Origin of the sequence: Kribbella sp. NBC_00662, from assembly GCF_041430295.1 — a bacterium.
GTDB lineage: Bacteria > Actinomycetota > Actinomycetes > Propionibacteriales > Kribbellaceae > Kribbella.
This window is the reverse complement of sequence record NZ_CP109029.1, coordinates 4,269,785-4,294,445: the sequence shown is the minus strand read 5'-3', so window position 1 is coordinate 4,294,445 and position 24,661 is coordinate 4,269,785. Positions and strand designations below refer to the sequence as shown.

Here is a 24,661-nt window from a genome sequence, read left to right as displayed (position 1 = left end):
GCGACTGTGAGCGATGCGGTAGTCGTCGGTGCGGGTCCGAACGGGTTGGTTGCGGCCAACCTGCTTGCCGACGCCGGCTGGGACGTCGTACTGCTGGAAGCCAACGACGCGATCGGCGGCGCGGTCCGCAGTTCGACCGAGATCGATCCGTCGTTCGTGCACGACACCTTCAGCTCGTTCTACCCGCTGGCGGCGGTCTCGCCCACGATCCGGAATCTGGGTCTCGACGCCTACGGCCTGGAGTGGTCCAACGCGCCGGCTCCCGTCGGCAATCCGTTGCGCACCGGAGGTTGGGCGCTCGTCCACCCTGATCCTGCTGACACCGCCGCCGCCCTCGACGTTCAGGCTGCGGGCGACGGACAGGCCTGGCTGGATCTGTACGCCGACTGGCAGCGCGTCGGCCCGGCAGTCATCGACGCGTTGCTCACGCCGTTCCCGCCTGTTCGCGCCGGTATCGATCTGCTCCGCCATCTGCTCGGTCCGCGCGGACTGAAACGACTGCAGCTTCTGGCCGCCCCGGTTCGCACAGTCGGTGACCGACGGTTCGCGGGCGAGGCGGCGAAGTTGCTGATGGCAACCAACTCGCAGCACGCGGACATCGCGCCGACCGCGATGGGCTCGGGGCTGATGGGCTGGCTGCTGGTGATGATCGCGCAGCAGTACGGATATCCCGTCCCCCGAGGTGGCGCCGGACGACTGTCACAGGCGCTCGCCGACCGCTTCACGGATCACGGCGGCACGATCGTGTGCGAGGCCCAGGTCGACCGGATCGTCGTCGAGGACCGGCGAGCTGTCGGAGTACGGACCGTCGACGGCACGCAGTACGACGCCCGCCGGGCCGTACTCGCGGACGTGTCGGCACCAGCCCTCTACTGCCACCTGATCCCTCGGCAGGACCTGCCGTCCCACGTGCTGCAACGGTTGCGGTTCTTCAAGTGGGACCCCGCCACGATCAAGGTCGACTGGGCGCTGAGCTCACCGATCCCGTGGCGCGATGTGCCGGCTCTGTCCCCTGGCACCGCCCATCTCGCCGACTCGGTCGATGATCTCCGCCGGTGGTCCGGCCAGCTGGCCGCAGGGGTGATCCCCGACCGGCCGTTCCTGTTGATGGGGCAGATGACAACCGCCGACCCGAGCCGTTCCCCGGCCGGAACGGAGGCCGCCTGGGCCTACACGCATGTGCCGCAGCAGACCCGCGGTGACGCCGGCGGCGAGCTCACCGGGCGATGGGATGCTGCCGACGCCGAGGCGATGGCCGACCGGATCGAGGCACGGGTCGAGGAGTACGCCCCGGGCTTCACCGGCAAGATCACCGCACGCCGGATCCTCAGCCCGCTGGAGCTCGAGCGACGCGACGCCAACCTGGTCGGCGGCGCCGTCAACGGCGGGACCTCGAGCCTGCGACAAGAACTGGTCCTCAGACCGATGCCTGGTCTCGGCCGAGCCGAGACAGCGATCAAGTCGCTGTACCTCGCGTCGGCCTCCGCTCACCCCGGCGGCGGCGTACACGGCGCCTGCGGCTCCAACGCCGCCCGCGCGGCCCTCTTCCACTCCCACTAACGACGCAGGCAAGGCTCCGGTCACCACGACGACGCGGGTCACGGTGTCAACAGCACCTTCACGACGCCGTCCTGCTTCTTCTGGAACATCGCGTACGCCGCAGGCCCCTCGGACAACGGCATCCGATGGGTGGCGAAGCTGTCGACGCCGAGCGGATCGTCATCGGTCAGCAGCGGCAGGATGTCGTCCACCCAGCGACGCACATTGCCCTGGCCCATCCGCAGCTGGAGCTGCTTGTCGAACATCGTCAGCATCGGCAGCGGATCGGCGGCCCCGCCGTACACACCGCTCAACGAGATCGTGCCGCCGCGGCGGACCATCTCGATCGCCAGGTAGAACGCCGCCAGCCGGTCCACACCGACCGTCTCCATCATCTTCTCCGCCACACCGTCGGGCAGCAGCCCGACAAGCTTGTGGGCGGCCTGCGCCTTCGGAGACCCGTGCGCCTCCATCCCGACGGCGTCGATCACCGAGTCCGGACCACGGCCGTTCGTCAGCTCGCGCACGTGGTCGGCGGTGTCATCGGAGTACCCGACGACCTCGACCCCGCGCGCCTGCGCCCGGCTGAGCCGCTCGGGAACCAGATCGATGCCGATCACCCGGTAACCGCGATGCAGACCGATCCTGGCGGCCATGTCGCCGATGGGACCCAGCCCGATCACGGCCAACGTCCCACCGTCCGGCACCGCGGCGTACTCGACTGCCTGCCAGGCCGTCGGCAGTACGTCCGACAAGAGCACGAAGCGATCATCGGCCGGCCCTGCCGGTACGACGATCGGGCCGTACTGCGCCTGCGGCACCCGCAGGTACTCCGCCTGGCCACCCGGAACCTGCCCGTACAGCCGCGTGTAGCCGAAGAGCGCCGCGCCCATGCCCTCTTTGCGCACTTGAGTGGTCTCACACTGCGACTGCAGGCCGCGGTCGCACATGAAGCAACTGCCGCACGCGATCCCGAACGGGACGACCACCCGGTCCCCCGCCTTCAGGTTGGGCACGTTCGCACCGGTCTCGACCACGATGCCCATCGGTTCGTGCCCCAGCACGTCACCGGATTGCAGATACGGACCCATCACCTCGTACAGGTGCAGGTCCGACCCGCAGATCCCGGTGGAGGTGATCTCGATGATCGCGTCGGTCGGCTCCTGGATCACCGGGTCCGGCACATCGGAGTACTCGATCTTGCGTTTGCCCTGCCATGTCAATGCTTTCATGTCGCCCGGTACCCGCGTCACCTGCGACCAACCATGCTTGTGGGGTTCAGCAGGGGCACAGGGTCCGTACGGGTACCTGATCGCGCGCGACCAGGCAGTCGAGGTTCCGGTGTTCAGACCAGTAGCACCGGAACCGCACCCGCCGCACGCAACACCACGAACAGCAGGAGTACCGATGGCACACCATGAGGCATGGACGACGGTGGATGTCGCGCCGAACATCCTGTTCGACTATCTGTCCGACCTGGACAACCTGCCCGAGTACCTGCCGCGACTGCGCGACGTACACCGGACCGACCCCAGACCTGACGAAGCACAGGGAATGGAAGCACGGCGTCCCAAGCAGGCGGTACACGAAGAGGTCGAAGTGACGGCCGAGGTGCCGTCAGGACGCGAGGTCCACAGTGACGCCTGGATCGAGGTCGTCGAAGAGAACCGCAGCCTCCGCTGGGGCTCGCCCGGCGAACACGACTATCACGGGGAGCTGGACGTCGACTTCGTTGCCGACGGCACCTCGAAACTGACCGTCCGCCTCGACACCGCCCACGCCGCGGACAGCAACACCGACGAAGAGCTCCAACGCGTCCTCGACACCATCAAGTCCTCACTCGAGACGACATCTCGGGTAGGCGGGCCCGCAGTCCCTGAGTGATCTCGCGGCGCGACTACCGGCGGCCGGACGCCGGGATCTTCGTTACTTTGTCGGCAACGAGTCCCGGAACGCCCGGCCGTCGGTCATCAGCTCGAGGAACCGGCCTGCCGGACGTTGTCCGCTGAATCCTTCGCGTCGCCGGCGACCTGCTGGGCCTGTGAGCGGGTTTCGTCGGCCACCTCGGTCGCTGCCTGGGAAGCGGACTGCTTGACGTTCTCGACCGCTTCTTGCGCGGGCTCGTGGAGGTTGTCCTTCACCTCGTGGGCCACCTGGGCGGCCTGCTCCTTGACCGGGCCGGCAGCCTGCATCGCCAGGTCCTTGGTGTCCTCGGCGAGGGCACGTTCCCGCGTCGACGCCGGAACCGCAGCGGCTGCGACCCATCCGGCCGCGAAGGCGACCAGGCCGGCTGCCAGCGGCGTACCGCGCGTGCGTGACCGAGCCATGTCGGGGGCTGAACCGACCGCGTCACCGACCTTGCTGCCGGCATCCTGCATGGTCGACACAGCCGAACCCGCTGTATCGCTCAGGGATCCGCCCATCGACTCGGCCGAGCCCATCACGTGCTCCTTCAATCGGTGGACACCTCCGCGGGCCCGATCGACCCGCCGGCCGACGACGCGACCTGGGCTGACCTTCTCGGTCAAAGCATCGACATCGCGGCCGACGTCGCGCCGCGTTTGCTCGATGTTGCGCTTCAGCTGTTCCGGGTCTTCAGCCATTTCGCGTCCTCCTTGAGTGATTCGACCGTCTGGTCGGGTTTCGGGTTGACTTCCTGCAGTTCCTTGCGTCCCGACATCGCGAGGACCACGGCCACGACCGCCCAGACGACCGCGACGATCAACGCCGCCCAGATCAGATCCATGACCTCGTCAAGAGCCCACATCACCGTCAAAGACAGGAAGAGGGCGACCATCCAGCCCGCCAACGCCGCACCGCCGAGCATCCCGGCGCCCTTGCCGGCCTTCTTCGCCTCCGCCTCGAGCTCCGCCTTGGCCAGCGCGAGCTCCTGGCGGGTCAGCTGGCCCAGATCGGTGGTCAGTTGGGAGACCAGCTGACCCACCGACTCATCCATCGACAGCCGCTGCGGACTACTACCCGGCGGTGACCCGTCCAACGTCATGTCACCACTCCGATCCCGGCGCGCGCGGCGGCATGACCGGCATACCCATCGGCGCCGCAGGCGGCGGGACCAGATACTCGTCGGAGACTGGCTCTGACACTCCGTTGCCACCCGGCGATCCGTTGTACGGCGATCCGTTGCCGGTCGGCGTACCGCTGCTGGTCGTCCCGCTGGTGCCGCCTGCTGCCATGGCGCGGGTGAGGCGACCGGCAACGACACCGGCCGCGGCGGCGATCAGCAGGAACGTGCCCGGCTTGCGGCGCGCGAACCCGCGGACCTCGTCCAGGAGGTCGGCCGGTTCGTGCTGCTGCAGGAAATCCGCGGCCTGATCGGTGAGGTCGGCGCCCTGGCGTGCGAGTTGAGCGCCCAGACCTGATTGGCCGTGCTCGGCCATACCGCGCAGCTCGTCGCTCACCGACCGAAGACCAGTAGCGGCACGATCCTTCTGCTGACTCGCTTGCCCGGCAAGTTCCTGTCGGGTCTGGCTCGCCAGCCGCCGGGTCTCCGTACGGACGTCCGACGTCACGTCCGACACCTTCTCCTTGACCGTTCCCGCGACCTCGCGAGCGGCGTCGGCCGAGGTCTCCTTCAGCTGCCCGGCCTGATCCCGGGCGGTCTCGGCCACCCCATCCGTGGGTGGGTTCTCTGCACTCGACCGTTGATTCGTCGTATACGACATGTGACAGCTCCTTCCAGGAGCAATTAACTGACGTCACGAGACACCACGCCCCACCCGCCGCACGACGACGGCGACACCCAAACACGGTAGGGACGGCCTGGTCTGGCCGGCGGGCGCAACATTCCTGCCTCGCAACAAGGACTTACCGAAATGGCACACTGCCGTACCACCACGAAGATCAACCGACCGGTACCCCGCCGCCAAACACGCGGAGCAGAACTGCGACAGAAGCTCGGGCGGGTTGGTCAGGTCAGACAGCTGGCCCCCTCGAGCCGTCAAGGGCTCGAGGGGGCCAGGAGGTTTGCTGTGGGTCAGCCTCGCGCGGAGGTGTTCCGACCGGTCAGTGTGGATGCGATGACGACCAGAACGGCGGAGATCACGATGGCCACGAGCCAACGCACCCAGTCGACGCCCGAGCTGCCGTTACCGCCGAACGCGGTGTAGACGAACCACCCGATGATGACCCCGCCGATTCCGCACAGGATGGTCAGCCAGATCGGGATGTTGTCCTTGTTGCCCGGAGCGACGAACTTTCCGAGTAGGCCGATGATGATGCCGGCGACGATGACTCCGATGATTTCCATGGTTCCGTCCCTCTTGTGTAGCCCCGAATCGCCGAGGTGATGTACCGCGGCGACCCCACCGGTGCCCAAGCCACAAACGATCAGTCGGGTAGCTTGCGGGTCTCGATCAGTTGGAGTGCGACGGTGTGCAACTTCGTGTTGGTGTCCTGGGAGTAGCGGCGCAGTACGGCGAAGGCCTGGTCGCCGTCGAGGTTGTAGCGCTCCATCAGGATGCCCATTGCCTGGCCCACGAGTTTGCGGGCGTCGACTGCCTGGGCCAGGCTGTATTCCTGCCGGGCGCTGGCGACGGCGACCGAGGCATGCCGGGCGAGGATGTGGGCGATCGCTTCTTCGTCAGGGCCGAAGGCATCCAGCCCCGTGCTGTACAGGCCCAGCACCCCGACCGTGCCGGCCGCGGTGGTCAACGGCATGTCCAGAACGCTGCGCACACCGAGCTCGAGGACCTTGCCGGCCCACTCCGGCCAACGGTCGTCCGAGGCGGTGTCGCGGACGAGGACAACCGAGTGCCCGCGCATCGACTCCGCCAACGGGCCCTGGCCGCCACCGACCTGCAACGCGTAGATCTCTGCGACGACCGGGTCGGTGACCGCAGGAACCTGCAGTTGCCCGCCACTGAGAACCAGCGCGACGCCGGCATGAGAGCAGTCGAGGGCCTGGAGGGCGAACTGCACGACGGCGCCGACGGTCTCTTCCACCCCGTCGGAATCGTGCAGGTCGAGCGCGAGCTGGGCGAACCGTTCGGCCGCGCCACTGCCGGTCAGATCGATCATGGTCATCTGGAGTCCCTCCGGGCTGGTGAAGGCGACTTCTCGGTGGTGGTGCAGGACCGAGCCGTGCCCGGAGGTGAAACGATGATGCCCATATTGTCAAGCTAGCTTGACGCTGATCTAGTGTCAAGCTATCTTGACGTTGTGAGTGGCGACAGGCAAAAGGCTCCCGACGCTGCAGATGCCAGGGGCCTGGAAGAGCTGCTCGAGGTGTTGCGGGTCAGCGATCAGCGGGAGTTGTATGAGCGCGGGATCGAGCAGGAGCAAGCAGCAGGCCGTCCGGTCGCGGTGCTGGTGAACGCATTGGCGGATCTGCCGGGCGTCACCGGGCTGGAGGCGCTGCGGGCAAGCAGGCGGGTCGTGGAGCTGTTGACGGCTGCCCGGTGGCACCTGATGCGTCAAGCCCGCGAGGAGGGCTCCAGTTGGAGCCAGGTCGGCGCCGCCCTTGGCATGAGCAGGCAGGCCGCCTACGACTTCTACCGGCGCAAGCTCGACCAGCACGACGAATCGGCCGCCCCCGACCAGGCGGATGCGGTGCGGTCACGAGCAGCGCTGGACGAGACGTCCAGCGACTGACCTTGCCGCGCCGTCGTACAGCACCGGCGGGTCGCATCAAGCCGGGAGTTGGCGCAGGGTCTCCTTCACGACCTCGGTGAGGGCCGGGTGGATCCAATACGGGCGCCCGGCGAGGGCCTTGGTATCGATGTCGAACGCCATCGCCACGACGAGCGGCTGGATCAGCGTCGCCGCCTGCGGACCCATGATGTGGGCGCCGAGCAGGCGGCCTGTGGCACGGTCTGCGAGCAGCTTGCAGAAGCCGGTCGTGTCCTCCATCGCCCACCCGTACGCGACATCGGCGAACCGGGTGCTGGCGGCAACATAATCGCTTCCCGCATCCCGAAGGTCCTGCTCGGTCGAACCGACCGACGCGACCTGCGGATCGGTGAACACAGCCGCCGGTACGACGCCGTGGTCAGTCGCACACAGATCGTCGGGATGACGCAGATTGTGTGCGACCACCTCGGCCTCCCGATTCGCGACATGCTTGAGCGGGTACGGCGAACAGATGTCACCCAGCGCGTAGACGCCGTCGACCTCGGTGCGCTGGCACTCGTCCACCACGATGCGTCCGTCGTCGTGCGTGCTGATCCCGGCCGCGTCCAGATCCAGCTTGTCCGAGTTCGGCGTACGGCCCGCGGCGACCAGGAGAGTCTCGGCGGTCAGCGTCGTACCGTCGTCGAGCCGCAGCCGCAGTGAGCCGGGTTCGCCTTCCAGCTCGGTCAGTTCGCGACCAAGATGCAGCTCGAAACGATGCCGGGCCAGCTCGGTGTACGCCTGCGCCACCGATTCGTCCTGCGGTCCCAGCAACTGGTCTGCTTGCTCGATGACGATGATCTCGCTGCCCGCAGCAGCGAAGACGTGCGCGAACTCCGCCGCGATGTAGCCACCCCCGAGGATTGCCAGCCGCCGCGGCGGAGTCGCGATCCGCATGATCGTGTCCGACGTCTCGTACGGCAGACCCGACGCCGCAACGGGCGGCGGTACCACCGGACGGCCGCCGGCCGCGATCACGATCTGATCCGCTTCCACCGAGACCGACTCGGCACCCAGCTCGATCTGCAACCTGGAAGGCCCGAGGAAGCGCGCGTGACCCGGATACACCGTCACGAAGTCGCTCTCCTCGCGACCAGCGCGGCCCTGCGCCTCGTCTGCGTCGATCCGCGCGAAGACGCGGTCCCGGAGCTCGGTCCAGCGCAATCCCAGCAGCTCGGCGTCGACGTCGTACCGCCCCGCGCTCCGTACGGTGTCTGCGACCTCGGCCGCATAGGCAAGCATCTTGGACGGGATGCACCCGAAGTTCAAACAGGTCCCACCGAACCGACGCTCCTCCACAACGGCGACATCCAGCCCGGCAAAGGCATCCCCGACAACCATGTTCCCGGACCCGGCCCCGATGACAACCACGTCGTGATGCCGCATCTCCGGAGTCTAGACGCGCCTGACCTCGGCCCGTTGGTGCGCCATTTCTCCAGACCTGCGGCTACAACTCACTGGGGACTTGGGTGTCGGTACCGGAGCCCCAGACGCCGAGGGCTCGGTTGGCTTCCTCGTGGGCGTCGACGATGAGTCGGCGGGAGGTGGTCTCCAGCTCGGGTGCTCCGGTCATGATGTCCTGGACCAGCTGGCGGTGGAGCGCGAGACCCCGTCGCATCGCCTCGACGACCGGGAAGACCAGCGTCTCGCGAGTGCGGACCGCGGTCGCGATCACGCTGCTGAGGCACTCGAACATCTTGCTGCCGGACAGGTCGAGCAGCGCGACGTGGAACTCGACGTCGGCGGAGACGAAGGTATGCAGATCGCGCTGGTCCAACGCGGCATACATGGTGTCGATCGCGTGGGTCAGCTGCGCGACGTCGGCGGGCTTCGACCGTAAGGCGGCCATCCGGGCCGCGACCGGCTCGACCGCGAGCCGGACGGAGTACAGCTCGTCTACCTGCTCGGTACGCCGGTCGCTCTCGAGGCGCCAGGTGATGACCTGCGGATCGAGGTAGTTCCAGGTCCGCGGGTCGGACACTCGCGTGCCGACCTTCGGGCGTGCCACCAGCAGGCCCTTGCCCTGCAGGGCGCGGAAGGCCTCCCTGATGACCGGGCGGGAGACACCGAACTCCTCCGCGAGCCGTTCGGGCGACACCGACTCCCCTTCGCGGTAGCGGCCCGTGACGATGGCGCGTCCGACCACCTCGACGACGCGGTCGTGATGTCGCCCTGGGTGCGCCATTTCTCGTCCACGCATTCGGCAACTCCCAGAAATAGGCTGAATAGTCAGACTAGACCTTACCTTGTCGACCGGTCGAGGCCTACAAGACCTCTGTTTCGAGCCGTTGACAGCTGCGTGTCTACTCAGTTTAATCTGCTTAATCAGTTCAAAGCCGTCATCTGGGGAGGCGCGATGCAGGTCGTGGTGGTCGATCCGATGCAGGTTCGGCTGGCCGGGCAACTGGCAGCGTCGGTCGGCCCTGGCGTCCTGCTCAAATGCGCTCGGAGTGCTGACGACTGGCACAGCTGGCTCGCCAAGGCCGACGTGTTCGTCGGTTCGAAGCTGCCGGCCGAGCTCGCTTCGAGGGCCGGCTCGCTGCGGCTCGTCCAGGTCGCCGGAGCCGGCTATGAAGGCATCGCGCTGGACCACTTGCGACCCGGCACGGTGGTGGCGAACACCTTCCATCACGGTCGGGCGATCGCGGAGTACTGCGTGATGGCTGCCCTCGCGCTGTCCCGGCAGCTACTCGTCGAGGATCGCGCGCTCCGCGGCGGACATTGGCGGTCTGTCTTTCAGGACTCCGCCGCCCCGGTCCACGAATCCCTTGCCGGCAAGACGGTCGGACTGATCGGGTACGGCGAGATCGGCACCCACGTCGCCGAGCTCTGCCACGCACTCGGGATGCGCGTCATCGCCGTACGGCGAAACCCCGCGACCCCGGCCGCTGCGGTCGACTGGCTCGGTGGGCCTCAGGACACGGCTCGCCTGCTCGCCGAAAGCGATGTCGTGGTCGTGACTGTGCCACTCGCGGAGCAGACGCGAGGGCTGCTCGATGCGCGGATGCTCGCCCGGATGAAGCGATCCGCCTTCCTGATCAACGTCGCCCGCGGACCGGTGATCGACGAGCGCGCGCTGTACCAGGCGCTGGTCGACGGCCGGATCGCCGGCGCCGCGATCGACGTGTGGTGGAACTACCCGACGACCGGCGCCGACGCCCGGCCGTCACGCCTTCCCTTCGGCGATCTGCCGAACGTACTGATGACGCCGCACACCTCGGGTGTGACCAGCGACGTCTTCGAACGGCGGATGCTCGACGTCGCTGCGAACATCCGCGCGCTCCGAGACGGAACGAGCCTGCGCAACGTCGTGTTCCGCCGGCCGACCAAGACCCCTGCACCATCAGCATGCCCCACAGGAGGAATCCGATGACCCGAAGGCGAACCCGCATAGCCGCGGTCGCGATCTCGGTAGGCCTGACCGCATCGGTCGTTGCAGCCTGCTCGTCCCAACCGGAGGCCGGCACCGACGGCGTCACCAAGATCACGGTCATGGGCATCCCCCCGACGACCAAGGCCGAAGCGCGCAAGGCCTATCAGGACCAGGTCGCGGCCTTCGAGAAGGAGAATCCGTCGATCAAGATCGAGACCACCGACGCCGCGTTCGACGCCACGTCGTACGTGACCCAGCTGGCCGGCGGATCTGCTCCGACGATGCTGCTCGTCCCGCTGACCGAACCGGCCGGCCTGATCGCTCGGCACCAGGTCGCCGATCTCAGCGATGCCGCGAAGGACCTGCCGACGTACTCGAAGTTCGACCCGCGGGTGCTGCAGAACGTGAAAGATGCCAGCGGCAAGCTGTTCGGCGTCCCGACCAGTCAGTACGCGCTCGGGCTCGCCTACAACCGGACGATCTTCACCAAAGCCGGCCTGAACCCGGACAAGCCGCCGACGACCTGGGCCGAACTCCGGGCCGACGCCAAGCAGATCACCGAGCGCACTGGCGTGGTCGGTTTCGCCGAGATGACCGTGAAGAACAACGGCGGCTGGCATCTGACGGCGGCGACGTACTCACGTGGCGGCGCGATGGAGAACGAGCAGGCCGGCAAGTTCGCGGCCGGTGTCGACAATCCGCAGACCCAGGCCCAGCTCGAGCTGCTCAAGAGCATGCGCTGGCAGGACAAGTCGATGGGCACCAACCAGTTGCTCGGGTACGACGACGTCAACAGCGGCTTCGCGGCCGGCAAGTTCGCGATGATCGTTGCCGATCCGGGGTACTACGCGAGCTACATCAACCAGTACAAGGGCGATCCGAAGGCGTTCGGCGCCGCGGTGTATCCGCAGGACGGCGGCAACGCCACGCTCGTCGGCGGGCAGGTCGTGATGGCCAACCCGCGCGCGACGGCCGAGCAGAAGGCCGCCATCATGAAGTGGACGGACTTCTACTACCTGCGTCCGCAGTACGACGCCGATGCCGCGGTGGCCCGCGCGAAGTCCAACAAGGCCTCGGGTATCCCGGTCGGCGTGCCGACGGTGGCGCTGTTCAACACGGCGGTCCAGCAAGAGATCTCCACTGCGATCAAGCCCTATGTCACCGTCGATCTGAAGAACTTCGCGCCGTTCGTGAGCGGGACCGCGGCGCTGCAGTACAAGCCCGAACCGCCGGTTGCGGCGCAACTGCTGTACGCCGCGCTCGACACCGCCGTACAAGCTGTGCTGACTCGTCAGGACGCCGATCCGGCCACCGTGCTCGGCACCGCCCAGAAGAACGCGCAGACCATCGTCGAGCAAGGACAGCGATGACCTTGACCACGCTCCCAGGTTCGGCAACGACCGCCGAACCTGGGCCGGCCGTCCCCGCGCCACGGACACGGCGAGCGAACCGCTTCGGCTGGTGGGGCCTGGTGTTCCTGCTGCCCGCGTTGCTCTCGTTCGGGTACTTCTCCTGGTGGCCGATCCTCCGCGGCCTCGCCCTCAGCATCCAGGAGACGAACCTCGTCGATCCGGCCAGGTGGGTGGGCCTGGAGAACTTCCGGCATGTCCTCGACGATCCGCTGCTGGCGACCGCCGTACTCAACACCCTGAAGTTCGGGGCGTTGGGTGTCGCCATCGGTTTCCCGCTCCCGGTCCTGCTGGCGCTGGCGATGTCGGAACTGCGCCGCTGGGGTGGCGTGTTCCGGGTGCTCGTCTATCTCCCGGTCGTCATCCCGCCGGTGGTCTCGGTGCTGCTGTGGAAGTTCTTCTACGACCCGGACCACGGCCTTTTCAACGCCGCGCTGGGGCACATAGGACTCGGCCCGCTCTCCTGGTTGCAGACGACATCCGGCGCTCTACCGAGCCTCGTCCTCCTGATCGTGTGGGAGGGCGCCGGCGGCACGGTCCTGCTGTATCTCGCTGCGCTGTCCGCGGTGCCGACCGAGCTCTACGAGGCAGCCGAAGTCGACGGCGCGTCGATCCGGCGCCGCATCTGGCACGTGACCCTGCCGCAACTGCGCGGTCTGATGCTCGTCCTGCTGCTTCTGCAGATCATCGGCACCCTCCAGATCTTCACCGAGCCCTTCGTCATGACGGACGGCGGACCCGAGAACTCCACCGTGACCGTTCTCTACCTCATCTACCGAAACGCCTTCGTGAGCGGCGACTTCGGCTCGGCCGCCGCCCTCAGCGTCCTGCTGGCCCTGGTCCTGGCCGTCCTGTCGGCGGTCTACCTACGACTGACGAGGCGGTGGAGCAAAGCATGACCACAACTCGCCGCGCACCCGAGGTCAGCACGCGCGGACTGATCTCACCGGCCGACTACTCCGACCCGATCACCCGCTGGGGCGTCCGTCTCACCCAGGCGGTCCTCATGCTCGGGGTCGCCCTCGCCGGTCTGGTCCCGATCTGGTGGTTGATCAAGGGCGCACTGTCCGACACTCAAGATCTGATCGGACACCCGCTCAAGGCCTTGCCGTCCGCCCTTCGCTGGAGCAACCTCTCCAACGCCTGGAACGAGCTCCAGGTCGGCCACTACCTCCTCAACACGGTCATCTACGCGACCGGCTCCTGTCTGATACAGGTCTTCGTCGCGACCACCGCCGGCTTCGCGCTGTCCGTGCTCAGACCGAAGTTCAGCAACGTGGTGTACGCCGCGATCCTGGCCACCCTGTTCATCCCGGGAACGGTCTCGCTCGTCGCGCTCTACCTGACCGTCATCCACATCCCCGGACTCGGTGTGTCGATCGCCAACACCCCGCTGGCGATCTGGCTGCCGGCCGGCGCCCACGCGTTCAACATCCTGGTGGCCAAGCAGTTCTTCGACGCGCTGCCGCACGAACTGTTCGACGCGGCTCAGGTCGACGGTGCCGGACCGGTGCGGATCTTCTGGAGCCTGGTTCTCCCACTGTCCCGCCCGATGATCGCCGTCGTCGCGCTGCTGTCGCTGATGGCCGAGTGGAAGAACTTCCTCTGGCCGCTGGTCGCCATGACCGATCCCAGCAAGCAGCCCCTTTCAGTCGCCTTGCCGCGGCTGGCCACCTACTCCGACCAGGCGATGCTCATCGCCGGAATGCTGATCTCCACGCTCCCTCCCCTGCTGGCCTTCATCATCTTCCAGCGCCAGGTTGTCCGGGGCATCGGATTCAGCGGACTGAAAGGTTGATCGTGGACGACGACGTACTGGAGATCCGCGGCCACGGACAGGTCACCCGGATCGAGGCCTGGGGACCCGATGCGCTTCGAGTCCGAAGTGCCTACGGACGAATCCGGGTCGGCGAGAAGCCGGGCGCGCTCGAGCCGGTGAGCCCTGGTGGCGTCACCGAGATCGAGCGGGCCGAGGACGGCAGCTCGACCATCACCAACGGCCGACTGCGCGCGACCGTTGACCGACGAGGCACCATCACGTTCGTCGACTCCGGCTCCGGTCTGGAGCTCCTCGGCGAACGCGAGCAGTGGCTGCAGAGCGTCCCACCCAGGCATCTCCGGCCGGTCGCAGGCGGCGACCTGAACAGGATCACCGCGACGTTCCGCGCGTACGACGGCGAACGCTTCTACGGACTGGGCCAGCACCGCCACGGCAAGCTCGACCAGAAGGGCTGCGTGATCGATCTCGTCCAGCAGAACGCCGAGATCGCCATCCCCTTCCTCGTGTCCAGCCGGGGATACGGCCTGCTCTGGAACAACCCCGGCGCCGGCCGGGTCGAGCTGGGCCACAACCACACACGATGGATTGCCGACGGAGCAACCGAGCTCGACTACTGGATCGTTCGCGCCGAGACCATCCCGGACGTGCTCGGCCGGTACGCCGACCTGACCGGTCATTCGCCGACCATCCCCTCGTGGGCGACCGGGTTCTGGCAGTCGCGACTGCGGTACGACAATCAGCAGGAGCTGATGGACGTCGTACACGAGCACCTGGACCGCGGTCTGCCGCTGTCGGTGATCGTCATCGACTTCCTGCACTGGAAGCATCACGGCGACTGGAGATTCGACGAGGACCGCTGGCCGGACCCCGCGGGCATGGTTGCCGAACTCCGTGAGCTGGGTGTCGAAGTCATGGTCTCGATCTGGCCGACCGTCAGCGAGCAGAGCCCGAACTTCGCCAAGATGCGCGAAGAAGGCCTGCTACTGCGCAGCGATGAACTCTCCATCGCCTCGCGGTTCGTCGACGCCGGCACCGACGGACCCGCCTTCCTGCACTACTACGATCCGAGCAACCCGGACGCGCGTCGCTTCATCTGGGAGCAGGCCAAGGCCGGGTACTACGACCTCGGCATCCGAGTCTTCTGGCTCGACGCCTGCGAACCGGAACTCGTCGCGCCCGACCCGGCCCAGTGGCGCTATCACGCCGGACCGGGAGTGGCCGTCGCCGGCCTGTACCCCCATTGGAACGCGCAGGCCTTCCATGAGGGGCTGACCGAAGCGGGCGAAGAGGAGGGCTTCCTGTTCAGCCGCTCGGCCTGGGCCGGAACCGCGAAGTACAGCACCGCGATCTGGGCCGGCGATATCGACGCGAGCTTCGACGCGCTCCGGGCCGTGGTGCCGGCCGGGTTGAACGCCGGTCTCAGCGGCATGCCGTGGTGGAGCGCGGACATCGGCGGGTTCGTCACCTGGGTCGGCAACGACGACCCGGAGTTGCGCGAACTGATCGTCCGCTGGTTCCAGTTCCAGGTCTTCACCCCGCTCTTCCGCCTGCACGGCCACCGGCGGCCGGACCTGCCGGACGAACTGTTGCGCGGGGCCCCTAATGAGGTCTGGTCGTTCGGCGAGGAGGCGTACGACGCGATCGTCCCGGTGCTGCACCTGCGCGAGGCGATCCGCCCGTACCTGTCCACGCAGCTCGCAGCCGGTCAGCCCCTGATGCGACCGCTGTTCTTCGACTATCCCGACCAGGAAGAGTCCTGGACTGTCGAGGACCAGTTCCTCTGCGGACCGGACATCCTCGCGGCTCCGGTCCTCGAGTATCAGGCTCGCGCACGCCAGGTCTGGCTGCCGGGTAACGCGAAGTGGATCGATCCCTGGACCTCGGTCGTCCACTCCGGCGGCCGGTGGATCACGGTCGACGTACCGCTGAACCGGGCAGGCTTCTTCATCCGTGACGGGGCGGACGTCGCCGACGTGATCAGCAAGGTGCTTCGGTGACCGGGCACGTGGTCGTCACCGGCGGGCGCGGCGCGATCGGCACAGCGGTCTGCGATGACCTGCACCGGGCCGGCCTGACCGTGACAGCAGTCGATGTGGTGCCCACCCGAACCACGCCCCCCTACCAGCAACTGATCGGCGACGTGCGGGACCTCGAGGCGATGACGGCTGCTCTGTACGGCGTCGACGCCATCGTGCACTGTGGTGGTCTCGCGAGCGATCGCAAGGGTCACGAGCACGACACGTACGACATCAACGTGGCCGGCACCTGCACCCTCCTTCTCGCAGCTGCCCGGTCAGCGGTACGTCGGGTCGTCCACCTCTCGAGCATCAACGCACTCGGCTGCGTCGGCCCTGGCACCCCGGCGTACCTGCCGGTCGACGACGAACATCCGCATACGCCGATCTCGCCGTACCAGCTGTCCAAACATCTCGCCGAAGAGGCCTGCCGCCAGTTCGCCGATCGTGAGAACGCGACCGTGATCAGCCTCCGTCCCACCTACGTCATCCATCCCGCCGACCCAGCCCGCGTCGGGCCGGGTTCCAGTGACCTCTACGCGTACGTCGACATCCGCGATGTCGTACAGGCCGTACGACTCGCTCTCAGTGCGGATCTCACCGGATTCCACACAGCCTTGCTCGCCGCTGACGATCTCTGGGGCGGGCATCAGCTCGACAGCGTTCTGGCCAGGGACTATCCCGACATCCCCTGGCACGACGGCACTACACCCCGCTCCACACTCGTGAACTGCAGCAAGGCCCGATCGCTTCTCGGCTGGACGCCCACGTCCGCCTGAACGCCGAGCACTCACTTCATCCCAGGTCAGTCATCACCCAGGGAGTTCCGCCATGCCCTCTTCGATGAGCCGCCGCATGTTCTTGAGCACCACCGCCCTCGCCACGGCCGGCTTCACCTTCCTCGGCCGCACCACCACCGCACGCGCCGAAACCCCGATCGGCAACCTGCAGAACGGCGTCGTATCGAACCTCCCGGCGTCGTTCTACAACCGCACCGGTCTCACCGGAATGACCCAGATCCAGTACTCGACGATGGCCGTCGAGTCCGTCACCGATCACGGCGCCTACTCCGACGGGACGCACCCGACGAGTACGGTGGCCGCGTTCAACGCCGCGATCGCCGCGCTGGGTACGACGGGCGGCATCGTCTACGTGCCGCCCGGACGCTATACCTTCCCTGCACCGGCCGCCGGAGCCACCAGTTGGTGGATCCGTGGCGGCACCGCGAAGTTGAACAACATCCACTTCGTCGGCGAGGGCGACGCCTCGGTCCTCGTTTTCCAACGAGACGCCCTCCCGTCGAACGGCAACACCGCCAACGTCCGGGACGCCGGCCAGGGCTGGGAATTCGACGACGCGACGAACGTCTCCGTGCGCGACCTGGCGTTCCAGTGGACGCCGTACATCATGACCAGGCACTGCATCACGGGAACCGGCCTGCTGTGCCGTCGACCGACCTCGGTGCAGATCCTCAGGGTCTCCGTCGACCACTGCCAGCCCGGCATCATCATGCCCGACGGCACCGACTGCTACATCGTCGACAGCGTGATCCGCAACAGCGCCTCGGACGCCTTCAATCTTGGGGATGCCAACGATTCCGTCGCCGCCTACAACTGGGCGGAGAACATCACCGACGACGGCTTCGCGAACTTCATGAACACCGGCACCAACCCCGACAGCGCTGCCTTCAGCAACGTCCTGTTCCAGTCGAACACCGCGATCGGAGTCGCCGGCGGCCGTGGACTGACCATTGGCGGAACCAATCACTCGCTGATCGGCAACTGGGTCGAGACCGCAACCGCGTCGGGCATCTTCAGCGACATCGACCAGACCGACATCGCCAACCGGCCCAACGCCGTACTGCGGGGCGCCGTCGTCAGCGGCAACACGCTGATCCGCAGCAACTTCGAGATGCGTGCCGACAACCGCTCACGCACCGGCAGCTCCGGCTTCCACGGCGCGATCGCCGTACACGACCTGGTCGACGACCTCGAGATCTCGGGAAACACGATCCTCGGGTCCGAGCAGTACGACGTGACGCTCGGCATCGACGGGTGGCGGACGATCACCGCCACCGGCATCGACATCGGCGGCAACACGATGAGCCGGGCCGGCAGCGCCGGGATCAGGATGCGCCCGACCTCGACGATCGACGGCCTCGACATCCACGACAACGCGATCCTGGGCAACGGTGGACCATCGGTGTCGATCGGCGGCACCGTCACCACGGCATCCAGCAGCCGCAACAACGTCACCGCGGCAACCCAAGTCGACACCGGCGGCTCGGTCAGTCCGGCCTTCACCGGCTTCACCGTCGTGAGCACGCAACCCACTTTCGTCGACACGTACGCAACGATCCGCGCGGCGGCGAACGAGACGGCATGGGACCAACCGGTCGTCCCGTCGACCACCGGCCTCGGTTCCTTCAACGTCCGCGACTACGGCGCGGTCGGCGACGGCGTCCACGACGACGGTCCCGCGTTCTACGCCGCCCTCGATGCCCTGTACGCCGACCCGGCCGACGGCGGCATCCTCTGGATCCCGTCCGGCCAGTACCTGATCAACCCGGTCGCGTCCCGAGCCGGATATCCCAACACGAAGATCCAGCACCACTTCGGAATCCTCGACAAGAACAAGATCTTCGTCAAAGGCCAGGGCCCGAGCTCGGAGCTGATCTTCACCAGCGCTGACCACCACGGCATCCGGTTCGTGAACTGCACCAACAGCTCGGTCGACGGCGTCAAACTCAGCCTCAAGTCCGCCAACAAGCCCTCCCTGCGGCATTGCCGCGCGCTGCTCAACTTCTCCGGCGCCCAGACCTGCTCGATCACCAACACGACACTCGTCGACTCCGGCGGATCGAACCTGCTGGTCGACTCCAGCCGCAAGATCCTTGTCAACAACGTGACCAGCCAGAACGCGAACAACCACGGCCTCCAGCTCGAGTCCAGCCGGCAGGTCGAGCTGTACGGCTGTACGGCCACCGACAGCCGCGACGCCGGCATCCACCTCGGCTGGAACGGCGTCATCTACCGCGAATCGCAGTACGTACGAATCCACGACAACACGGTCGACGGCACCGCCGAGAGCGGCGGCATCAGCGTCAGCAGCGGCGCCAACGTGACCATCAGCGACAACGAGGTCAGCAACACCGCGCAGTCCGGCATCTATCTCGTCGGCCGCAACCCTGCCTTCCCCATCTACAGCGTCGACGTCACCGGCAACACCGTGACCAACGCCTGCGCCGGGCCGCTGTGCTACACGCCGGGAGCGATCGGAGTCCACAGCATCCGCGAGGGCGCCGGTACGACCGACGGATCCACGGTCACCATCACCGGCAACACGATCGACACCGCGCCGTACTCGGGGATCTGGGTCGGGGGCGAGTGCCCGGTCACCCGCGTGCACTGGACCAGTGGACAGCTCGTCCGCTACCTGTCCGAGCTCGACACGCTCACCATCAGCGGCAACACCTACACCTCTGTTGCCGGCAGCAACGTGCTGATGACCACCGAGCAGCAGGCCCTGATCCCTCATCTCACCGTCTCGTAGCCGGGAGCAACCATGTCTACAGATCTGTCCCGCCGCACGTTCCTCAACGCCGGCCTCGCCACCGCGGCGGTCGGCGCGCTCGCGATCCACGGCAGCTCAGCGTTCGCCGCGCCGGCCGGCTCAGCGCCGAGCAACCTGACCCCGAGCGGCACCATCCGCAACCTCCCCGACGCGTTCTACCGTCGCCCCGGTCTCGAAGGCATGCCCCGGATCGACTACGCGAGCCTGCCGGTCGCCAACGTCCGCGACTACGGCGCCGTCGGCGACGGGAGTACGTCGGACGTTGCCGCCTTCAACCAGGCCCTCGCCGCGATCCGGGCCCAGGGCGGAGGCATCGTCTACATCCCGTCCGGCCGCTACCTGTTCCCGCCGCCACCGCTGCCGAGCAACAACTGGTGGTTCCAGCAGGACATCCGCGACGTCCACTTCGTCGGTGAAGGCGAGACCAGTGTCCTGCTGTTCCACCGCCCGGCCATGACCGGCAACACGACCGAGGCACCGCCGTACCCGTCCGGCGCTGCGTGGCAGTTCCAGACCGCGGTCAACGTCTCGCTGCGCGATCTCGCCTTCCAATGGGCGCCGCTCAACATGATGCGGCACAACGCGACCGCCACCGCGCTGATCATCCGGGCACCACAATCGGTCCAGCTCCTTCGAGTGACGGTCGACCATTGCCAGCCAGGTTTGTTGCTGCCGAACGCCCGCGACTGCTGGATGGTCGGCAACACCCTGCGCAACGGCGGCTCGGACGCGTACAACTTCGGCGGCGCCAACGACTGCGTGGCGGCGTACAACTGGGCGGAGTACATCGGCGACGACGGCATCGCCAACTGGCACAACAGCGTGACCTATCCGGACAGTACTGCGATCTCCAACGTCCGCTTCGAACACAACACGCTGATCAGCATGTGCTACGGCCGCGGAATGACGCTGGGCGGCTCCAAGCAGACCGTCGCGCACAACTGGATCGAGAGCGTCGTCGGCTGCAGCCTGTTCTCGGACATCACCACGACCAACCCCGCGACCCTGATCGACGCGGTCATCGACGACAACGTCCTGGTCCGCGGCAACCTGGAGATGCGGCCCGACAACCGCATCCTGTCGCCGGGCGGCGGCTGGCACGGCACGATCGCGATCATCGACAAGGTCCAGTCGCTGACCATCACCAACAACAGCATCCGGGGCTCGGAGAACAACGACATCACCGTCGGCATCGACAACTGGCTCCCCGTCCAGGCCACCTCGGTCACCATCTCCGGCAACGAACTGCTCGGCGGTGGCGGCAACGGACTGCGCGTCAGTCCCGGTACGACCGTCGACGGATTCACGGTCGACCGGAACCGGGTCGTATCGCCCGGCCCGGGCGCCTCGATCGCGGGATCGACAACCGGCACGAGCACCAGCCGCAACGTCGTCACACATGCACCGGAGATCACCGGCACTGTCGACGGTGACTTCACCGGGTTCAAGGTCGCCCCGGGCACGTACGACGATCCGTACGGCGCACGACGTGCCGAGCCGAGCGAGACCGTCTGGCGCGAGCCGACCGTCCGCTCCACCCGCGGGCTGCGTGTCGCCAACGTACGGCGCTTCGGAGCACGCGGCGACGGACGTCACGACGACACGGCAGCCTTCCGCGCGGCGCTCGACAGCCTGCCTGGAGAGGGTGGCGTCGTCTTCGTTCCCGAAGGTCGCTACCTGCTCCGCCCGGACGGCCGGCACTCGACCTTCCGCGACACCCGGATCGAGCACCACTTCGCGATCGCGGAACGCGACAACATCCACCTGCTCGGAGCGGGCACCGGCTCCGAGATCGTCCTGACCAGTCCGGATCACCAGGGCATCCGGGTCATCGGCGGAACCGGCTGCTCGGTCTCAAACCTCGCGGTCACGCTGCCGAGCCGGCCTGAGCTTCGGCACAACAGATCGCTCGTCGAACTCACCGGTGTACGCGACAGCTCGGTCACTGACCTGACCCTGCGTGGCGCCAGCGGATCGAACCTCCTCATCGACACGTCGACCGGAGTCCGGGTCGAAGGGATCACGACGATCGACGCGAACATGTACGGCATCGACGTCGAGGGCAGCCGGCAGGTGTACGTCGTCGGCTGCACGGCGACCGACAACCGCGACGGCGGCATCCAGGTCGGCTACGTTGCCTCGATCATGCGCGACGCGCAGTTCGTCCGGGTCGAGGGCAACACCGTCAGCGGCTCGGCCGAGGGCGGCGGCATCCTGGTCAGCAGCGGTACGTCGGTCCGCGTGGCCGGCAACACGATCTCCGACACGTGCCAGGCCGGGATCTATCTCTGGGGCCGCTCCCCCGAGTTCCCGATGTACAGCGCCGACATCACCGGCAACACCGTCACCCGCGCCTGCACCGGTGCGCTGTGCGTCACGCCCGGCGCCATCTCCGTCAACAGCATCCGCGAGTCCGCGGGCACGACCGAAGGCTTCTTCTCGATCACCGGCAACACGATCCAGGACGCGCCGTACTCCGGCGTCTGGGTCGGCGGCCAGTCCCCGATCGGCAAGATGCTCTCCCAGATCAACACCCTCACCGTCACCGGCAACGTCTTCACCAACGTTGCCGGCAGCAACCTCCTGATCCGCGACGACCAACGCGCCAAGATCGTCAACCTGATCACGGCCTGACCTGTCACCCGTCTCACCATCAGCTGAGGAAGTCACGATGTCAGCAGAACTGTCCCGCCGCACGATCTTGAACGCGGGTATCGCTACCGCGGCAGTCGGTGCGCTCGCAGTACATTCCGGCCGGCCGGCTGTCGCGGCGCCGGTTGTCACCGAGAGCAATGTGACGCCCGAGGGAACCATCCGCAACCTGCCCGACTCGTTCTACGAGCGACCCGGCCTCGAGGGCATGCCGCGGATCGACTACGCATCGATGCCAGTGGCAAATGTTCGAGCGCACGGCGCCGTCGGCGACGGCATCGCCAACGACCGGGCCGCCTTCGACGCGGCCGTCGCCGCACTCGGCGCCGCAGGAGGTGTGGTCTACGTACCGGCCGGTCGCTACCGGTTCGCGCCCCCGACGGCTCCGACCCTCGACTACTGGTTCAAGAAGATCAGCAACATCCACTTCGTCGGCGACGGCGAAGTCTCGATGATCTGCTTCGAACGATTCTCGATGACCGTGCCCGGAACACCTGGCGGCGGCAACGGCTGGGAACTGACGGCGGCGGACTCGAGCATCCGCAGCCTCGCCTTCCAATGGAGCCCGCACGTCGCGATCCGCCACACCAACAGCTCGACCGCACTGCTCATGCGGGCCCCGCAGCGGGTGCAGCTGATCGACGTGATGGCCGATCAAGGTCAGCCGAGCATCTGGCTACCCGACTGTGTCGACTCCTGGATCGTCGATTCCACTGTGCGCAACAGCGGTGCCGACGCATTCCACTTCGAGAACGCGACCAACTCCGTCCTGGCGTACAACTACGTGGAGAACTGCTTGGACGACGCCTACGCCAACATCCCCGAAACCCGACGGCCGGCAGCCACCACCCAGCACGGTGTCAGGATCACGCACAACACAGCTGTCAGGGTGGCCGGCGGCCGCGGCGTCTGCTTCGGCGGAACCCAGCCGGTGATCGAACACAACTGGATCGAGTCGAGCGTTGCCGCGGCGATCTACGCCATACCCCAGACCGATGCCGGCGACCCAGCCACGATCCCTCGCGGCACCATCACCGAGGCGGTGATCGCCGACAACGACATCGTCCGCTCCGGCTTCGACAACAGGGTGGACAACATCGGCCTCAACCGCACGACGGGCGGGTACTGCGGAACGCTCGTCGTCGTCGACGCGGTCGACCGGATGACGATCGCTCGCAACCGGATCAGCGATTCGGAGTACCGCGACATCACGTTCGGGCAGGATCACTACAAGGGAATCACGGCCAGCTCGATCACCCTCTCCGGCAACGAGCTCAGATCGTCTCTCGACACCAGCGTGAACGCCGTGACCACGGTCAACTCACCGCCGGTCAGCATCGCCGGACTCACCATCGAGGGCAACACGATCATCGGCGGCGAACTTCCCACCGTCATGCTCGACGGAGCGATCAAGGACGTGACCTCCTCGGCCAACGTTGTTCGCCGACCGCCCAGGCGGACTTCACAAGCCACCGGGGACCTGACCGGCTACCGGATCGGCGATCAGGAAACAACGACGGATGTCTACCGCTCCATCCGTCTCGCCGGCAACGAGCACACCTGGCAGGAGCCCGCAGCCATCGACCTGCGAGGCCTCCGCCACGTCAACGTCCGGGCGTACGGGGCACAGGGCAACGGAGTACACAACGACCTTCCAGCCTTCGTTGCCGCCGCGCGCAGCTTGCCCCGATCGGGTGGTGTCATCGACATCCCGGCCGGCACCTACCGGCTCCAGCCCGACGCGCAGAACGAGAGCTTTCGCGACACCAGGATCAGGCACCACCTCGCGCTCGCGGACCGGCCCAACATCCACCTTCGCGGTACTGGCAGCAGTAGTCGACTGGTGATGACCAGCGCTGAGCACGACGGGATCCGCTTCCTGGGTATCGACGGCGGCTCGGTCAGCCGGCTGCACATCGAGCTCGAAGCCCGGCCGGCGATGCGCCGCAACAGAGCATTGATCGACATCTCGGGCTGCGACGGGTTCGTCGTCTCCGAGCTCGAGGTGACGGGTGGTAGCGGGCCTGGAGTGCGGGTCGACTCCAGCCGGTCGGTGCTGGTGGAAAAGGTGACCAGCACGAATGCCGGGACCGACGGAATCGCGATCCTCGCATCTCGGCAGGTCCACGTCCGGGACAACCACGTCGCGAATGCCCGCGACAACGGCATCGACGTCTCGACCAACGGAACCATCTACCGGGACGCCCAACAGATCCGCGTCGAGCACAACGAAGTCATCGGATCGATCGAAGGCGCGGGGATAGGCGTCAGCGGCGGGACCGCGATCACGGTCTCCGGCAACACCATCAGCGACACCTGTCTTGCGGGCATCCACCTACACGGCCGGATGGGTTGGGGGCTGTTCGGCATCAAGGACGTCGATGTCACCGGCAACACCCTCACCAGGACGAACTCCGGCGCGGGGACCTACACGCCAGGCGCCATCGCGGTCCACAGCATCCGCGAAGGACTCGGCCAGTCCGACGGAGTCGTGAACATCACCGGCAACCAAGTCACCGACACACCCTGGGCTGCCATCTGGGTCGGCGGAAAGTCTCCGGTCAGCGAGCGGATGAGCGAGCTGAACACGGTCCGGATCCAGCAGAACAGCTACCAAGCCGTCGGCGGCCAGCAGGTCCTGATCACCGACGAGCAGCGCGCCAAGATCGCCAACCTCGTCATCGCCTGACTA

General features: G+C 67.0%; 20 protein-coding genes. 12 read left to right on the top strand and 8 right to left on the bottom strand.

Annotated elements, in window-relative coordinates; genetic code table 11:
• Positions 1–6 precede the first annotated feature (6 nt).
• Complete coding sequence (locus tag OHA10_RS21620; RefSeq protein ID WP_371400568.1) at positions 7–1,560, top strand: phytoene desaturase family protein; 1,554 nt, start codon at positions 7–9, stop codon at positions 1,558–1,560.
• A gap of 38 nt (positions 1,561–1,598) precedes the next feature.
• On the opposite strand, the gene OHA10_RS21615 is transcribed toward OHA10_RS21620, so the two are convergent.
• On the bottom strand, positions 1,599–2,771 hold the full coding sequence (locus OHA10_RS21615) for a zinc-dependent alcohol dehydrogenase (protein WP_371400567.1): 1,173 nt from the start codon (positions 2,769–2,771) through the stop codon (positions 1,599–1,601).
• 175 nt (positions 2,772–2,946) lie between these two features.
• Between OHA10_RS21615 and OHA10_RS21610 the strand changes: the two genes are divergently transcribed.
• Positions 2,947–3,423, top strand: a complete 477-nt coding sequence (locus tag OHA10_RS21610; protein ID WP_371400566.1) for an SRPBCC family protein — start codon at positions 2,947–2,949, stop codon at positions 3,421–3,423.
• Positions 3,424–3,509: 86 nt separating this feature from the next.
• Here OHA10_RS21610 and OHA10_RS21605 read toward each other — a convergent pair whose 3' ends face one another.
• The 5 genes from OHA10_RS21605 to OHA10_RS21585 form a co-directional block, all read right to left on the bottom strand.
• Positions 3,510–4,142 carry a DUF3618 domain-containing protein gene (locus OHA10_RS21605; protein ID WP_371400565.1) on the bottom strand — a complete coding sequence of 211 codons (633 nt, stop codon included), beginning with the start codon at positions 4,140–4,142 and terminating at the stop codon, positions 3,510–3,512.
• Entirely contained in the window at positions 4,118–4,543 is a 426-nt protein-coding gene (locus OHA10_RS21600; RefSeq protein ID WP_371400564.1) for a phage holin family protein, read from the bottom strand. The genes OHA10_RS21605 and OHA10_RS21600 overlap by 25 nt, the downstream gene beginning before the upstream one ends.
• A 1-nt stretch (position 4,544) precedes the next feature.
• A complete protein-coding gene (locus OHA10_RS21595; RefSeq protein ID WP_371400563.1) occupies positions 4,545–5,222 on the bottom strand; it encodes a hypothetical protein in 678 nt (225 codons plus the stop codon).
• A 311-nt stretch (positions 5,223–5,533) separates the two neighbouring features.
• Positions 5,534–5,806, bottom strand: a complete 273-nt coding sequence (locus OHA10_RS21590; protein ID WP_371400562.1) for a GlsB/YeaQ/YmgE family stress response membrane protein — start codon at positions 5,804–5,806, stop codon at positions 5,534–5,536.
• A gap of 80 nt (positions 5,807–5,886) precedes the next feature.
• On the bottom strand, positions 5,887–6,582 hold the full coding sequence (locus OHA10_RS21585) for an ANTAR domain-containing protein (RefSeq protein ID WP_371400561.1): 696 nt from the start codon (positions 6,580–6,582) through the stop codon (positions 5,887–5,889).
• A 135-nt stretch (positions 6,583–6,717) separates the two neighbouring features.
• Here OHA10_RS21585 and OHA10_RS21580 point away from each other — a divergent pair, with 135 nt between their 5' ends.
• On the top strand, positions 6,718–7,149 hold the full coding sequence (locus tag OHA10_RS21580) for a hypothetical protein (RefSeq protein ID WP_371400560.1): 432 nt from the start codon (positions 6,718–6,720) through the stop codon (positions 7,147–7,149).
• A gap of 36 nt (positions 7,150–7,185) precedes the next feature.
• Here OHA10_RS21580 and OHA10_RS21575 read toward each other — a convergent pair whose 3' ends face one another.
• On the bottom strand, positions 7,186–8,553 hold the full coding sequence (locus OHA10_RS21575; protein WP_371400559.1) for a mycothione reductase: 1,368 nt from the start codon (positions 8,551–8,553) through the stop codon (positions 7,186–7,188).
• Positions 8,554–8,614: 61 nt separating this feature from the next.
• Positions 8,615–9,367 carry a FadR/GntR family transcriptional regulator gene (locus OHA10_RS21570; protein ID WP_371400558.1) on the bottom strand — a complete coding sequence of 251 codons (753 nt, stop codon included), beginning with the start codon at positions 9,365–9,367 and terminating at the stop codon, positions 8,615–8,617.
• Between the two features lie 156 nt (positions 9,368–9,523).
• Here OHA10_RS21570 and OHA10_RS21565 point away from each other — a divergent pair, with 156 nt between their 5' ends.
• From OHA10_RS21565 to OHA10_RS21525, 9 genes are all read left to right on the top strand, one after another.
• Complete coding sequence (locus OHA10_RS21565; protein ID WP_371400557.1) at positions 9,524–10,540, top strand: 2-hydroxyacid dehydrogenase; 1,017 nt, start codon at positions 9,524–9,526, stop codon at positions 10,538–10,540.
• Entirely contained in the window at positions 10,537–11,910 is a 1,374-nt protein-coding gene (locus OHA10_RS21560) for an ABC transporter substrate-binding protein (RefSeq protein WP_371400556.1), read from the top strand. The genes OHA10_RS21565 and OHA10_RS21560 overlap by 4 nt, the downstream gene beginning before the upstream one ends.
• Positions 11,907–12,848, top strand: coding sequence for a carbohydrate ABC transporter permease (locus OHA10_RS21555; protein ID WP_371400555.1), 942 nt, complete (start codon positions 11,907–11,909; stop codon positions 12,846–12,848). Before OHA10_RS21560 ends, OHA10_RS21555 begins: the two co-directional genes overlap by 4 nt.
• Entirely contained in the window at positions 12,845–13,747 is a 903-nt protein-coding gene (locus OHA10_RS21550) for a carbohydrate ABC transporter permease (RefSeq protein WP_371400554.1), read from the top strand. Before OHA10_RS21555 ends, OHA10_RS21550 begins: the two co-directional genes overlap by 4 nt.
• 2 nt (positions 13,748–13,749) lie before the next feature.
• Positions 13,750–15,726 (top strand): TIM-barrel domain-containing protein, encoded by a 1,977-nt coding sequence (locus OHA10_RS21545; RefSeq protein WP_371400553.1) that lies wholly within the window; start codon positions 13,750–13,752, stop codon positions 15,724–15,726.
• Positions 15,723–16,523, top strand: a complete 801-nt coding sequence (locus tag OHA10_RS21540) for an NAD-dependent epimerase/dehydratase family protein (RefSeq protein WP_371400552.1) — start codon at positions 15,723–15,725, stop codon at positions 16,521–16,523. The genes OHA10_RS21545 and OHA10_RS21540 overlap by 4 nt, the downstream gene beginning before the upstream one ends.
• Before the next feature lie 76 nt (positions 16,524–16,599).
• Entirely contained in the window at positions 16,600–19,296 is a 2,697-nt protein-coding gene (locus OHA10_RS21535) for a right-handed parallel beta-helix repeat-containing protein (RefSeq protein WP_371400551.1), read from the top strand.
• A 12-nt stretch (positions 19,297–19,308) separates the two neighbouring features.
• Entirely contained in the window at positions 19,309–21,951 is a 2,643-nt protein-coding gene (locus OHA10_RS21530) for a glycosyl hydrolase family 28-related protein (protein WP_371400550.1), read from the top strand.
• Between the two features lie 37 nt (positions 21,952–21,988).
• Entirely contained in the window at positions 21,989–24,658 is a 2,670-nt protein-coding gene (locus OHA10_RS21525) for a right-handed parallel beta-helix repeat-containing protein (RefSeq protein ID WP_371400549.1), read from the top strand.
• Positions 24,659–24,661: the final 3 nt, after the last annotated feature.

Excerpts from the sequence above, each read along its gene's own strand:
- OHA10_RS21535 (WP_371400551.1), top strand. The coding sequence starts at position 16,600 with ATGTTCTTGAGCACCACCGCCCTCGCCACGGCCGGCTTCACCTTCCTC.
- OHA10_RS21595 (WP_371400563.1), bottom strand. The coding sequence starts at position 5,222 with ATGTCGTATACGACGAATCAACGGTCGAGTGCAGAGAACCCACCCACG.
- OHA10_RS21560 (WP_371400556.1), top strand. The coding sequence starts at position 10,537 with ATGACCCGAAGGCGAACCCGCATAGCCGCGGTCGCGATCTCGGTAGGC.
- OHA10_RS21575 (WP_371400559.1), bottom strand. The coding sequence starts at position 8,553 with ATGCGGCATCACGACGTGGTTGTCATCGGGGCCGGGTCCGGGAACATG.
- OHA10_RS21585 (WP_371400561.1), bottom strand. The coding sequence starts at position 6,582 with ATGACCATGATCGATCTGACCGGCAGTGGCGCGGCCGAACGGTTCGCC.
- OHA10_RS21615 (WP_371400567.1), bottom strand. The coding sequence starts at position 2,771 with ATGAAAGCATTGACATGGCAGGGCAAACGCAAGATCGAGTACTCCGAT.
- OHA10_RS21600 (WP_371400564.1), bottom strand. The coding sequence starts at position 4,543 with ATGACGTTGGACGGGTCACCGCCGGGTAGTAGTCCGCAGCGGCTGTCG.
- OHA10_RS21565 (WP_371400557.1), top strand. The coding sequence starts at position 9,524 with ATGCAGGTCGTGGTGGTCGATCCGATGCAGGTTCGGCTGGCCGGGCAA.
- OHA10_RS21555 (WP_371400555.1), top strand. The coding sequence starts at position 11,907 with ATGACCTTGACCACGCTCCCAGGTTCGGCAACGACCGCCGAACCTGGG.
- OHA10_RS21570 (WP_371400558.1), bottom strand. The coding sequence starts at position 9,367 with ATGCGTGGACGAGAAATGGCGCACCCAGGGCGACATCACGACCGCGTC.
- OHA10_RS21530 (WP_371400550.1), top strand. The coding sequence starts at position 19,309 with ATGTCTACAGATCTGTCCCGCCGCACGTTCCTCAACGCCGGCCTCGCC.
- OHA10_RS21525 (WP_371400549.1), top strand. The coding sequence starts at position 21,989 with ATGTCAGCAGAACTGTCCCGCCGCACGATCTTGAACGCGGGTATCGCT.
- OHA10_RS21605 (WP_371400565.1), bottom strand. The coding sequence starts at position 4,142 with ATGGCTGAAGACCCGGAACAGCTGAAGCGCAACATCGAGCAAACGCGG.
- OHA10_RS21590 (WP_371400562.1), bottom strand. The coding sequence starts at position 5,806 with ATGGAAATCATCGGAGTCATCGTCGCCGGCATCATCATCGGCCTACTC.
- OHA10_RS21610 (WP_371400566.1), top strand. The coding sequence starts at position 2,947 with ATGGCACACCATGAGGCATGGACGACGGTGGATGTCGCGCCGAACATC.
- OHA10_RS21550 (WP_371400554.1), top strand. The coding sequence starts at position 12,845 with ATGACCACAACTCGCCGCGCACCCGAGGTCAGCACGCGCGGACTGATC.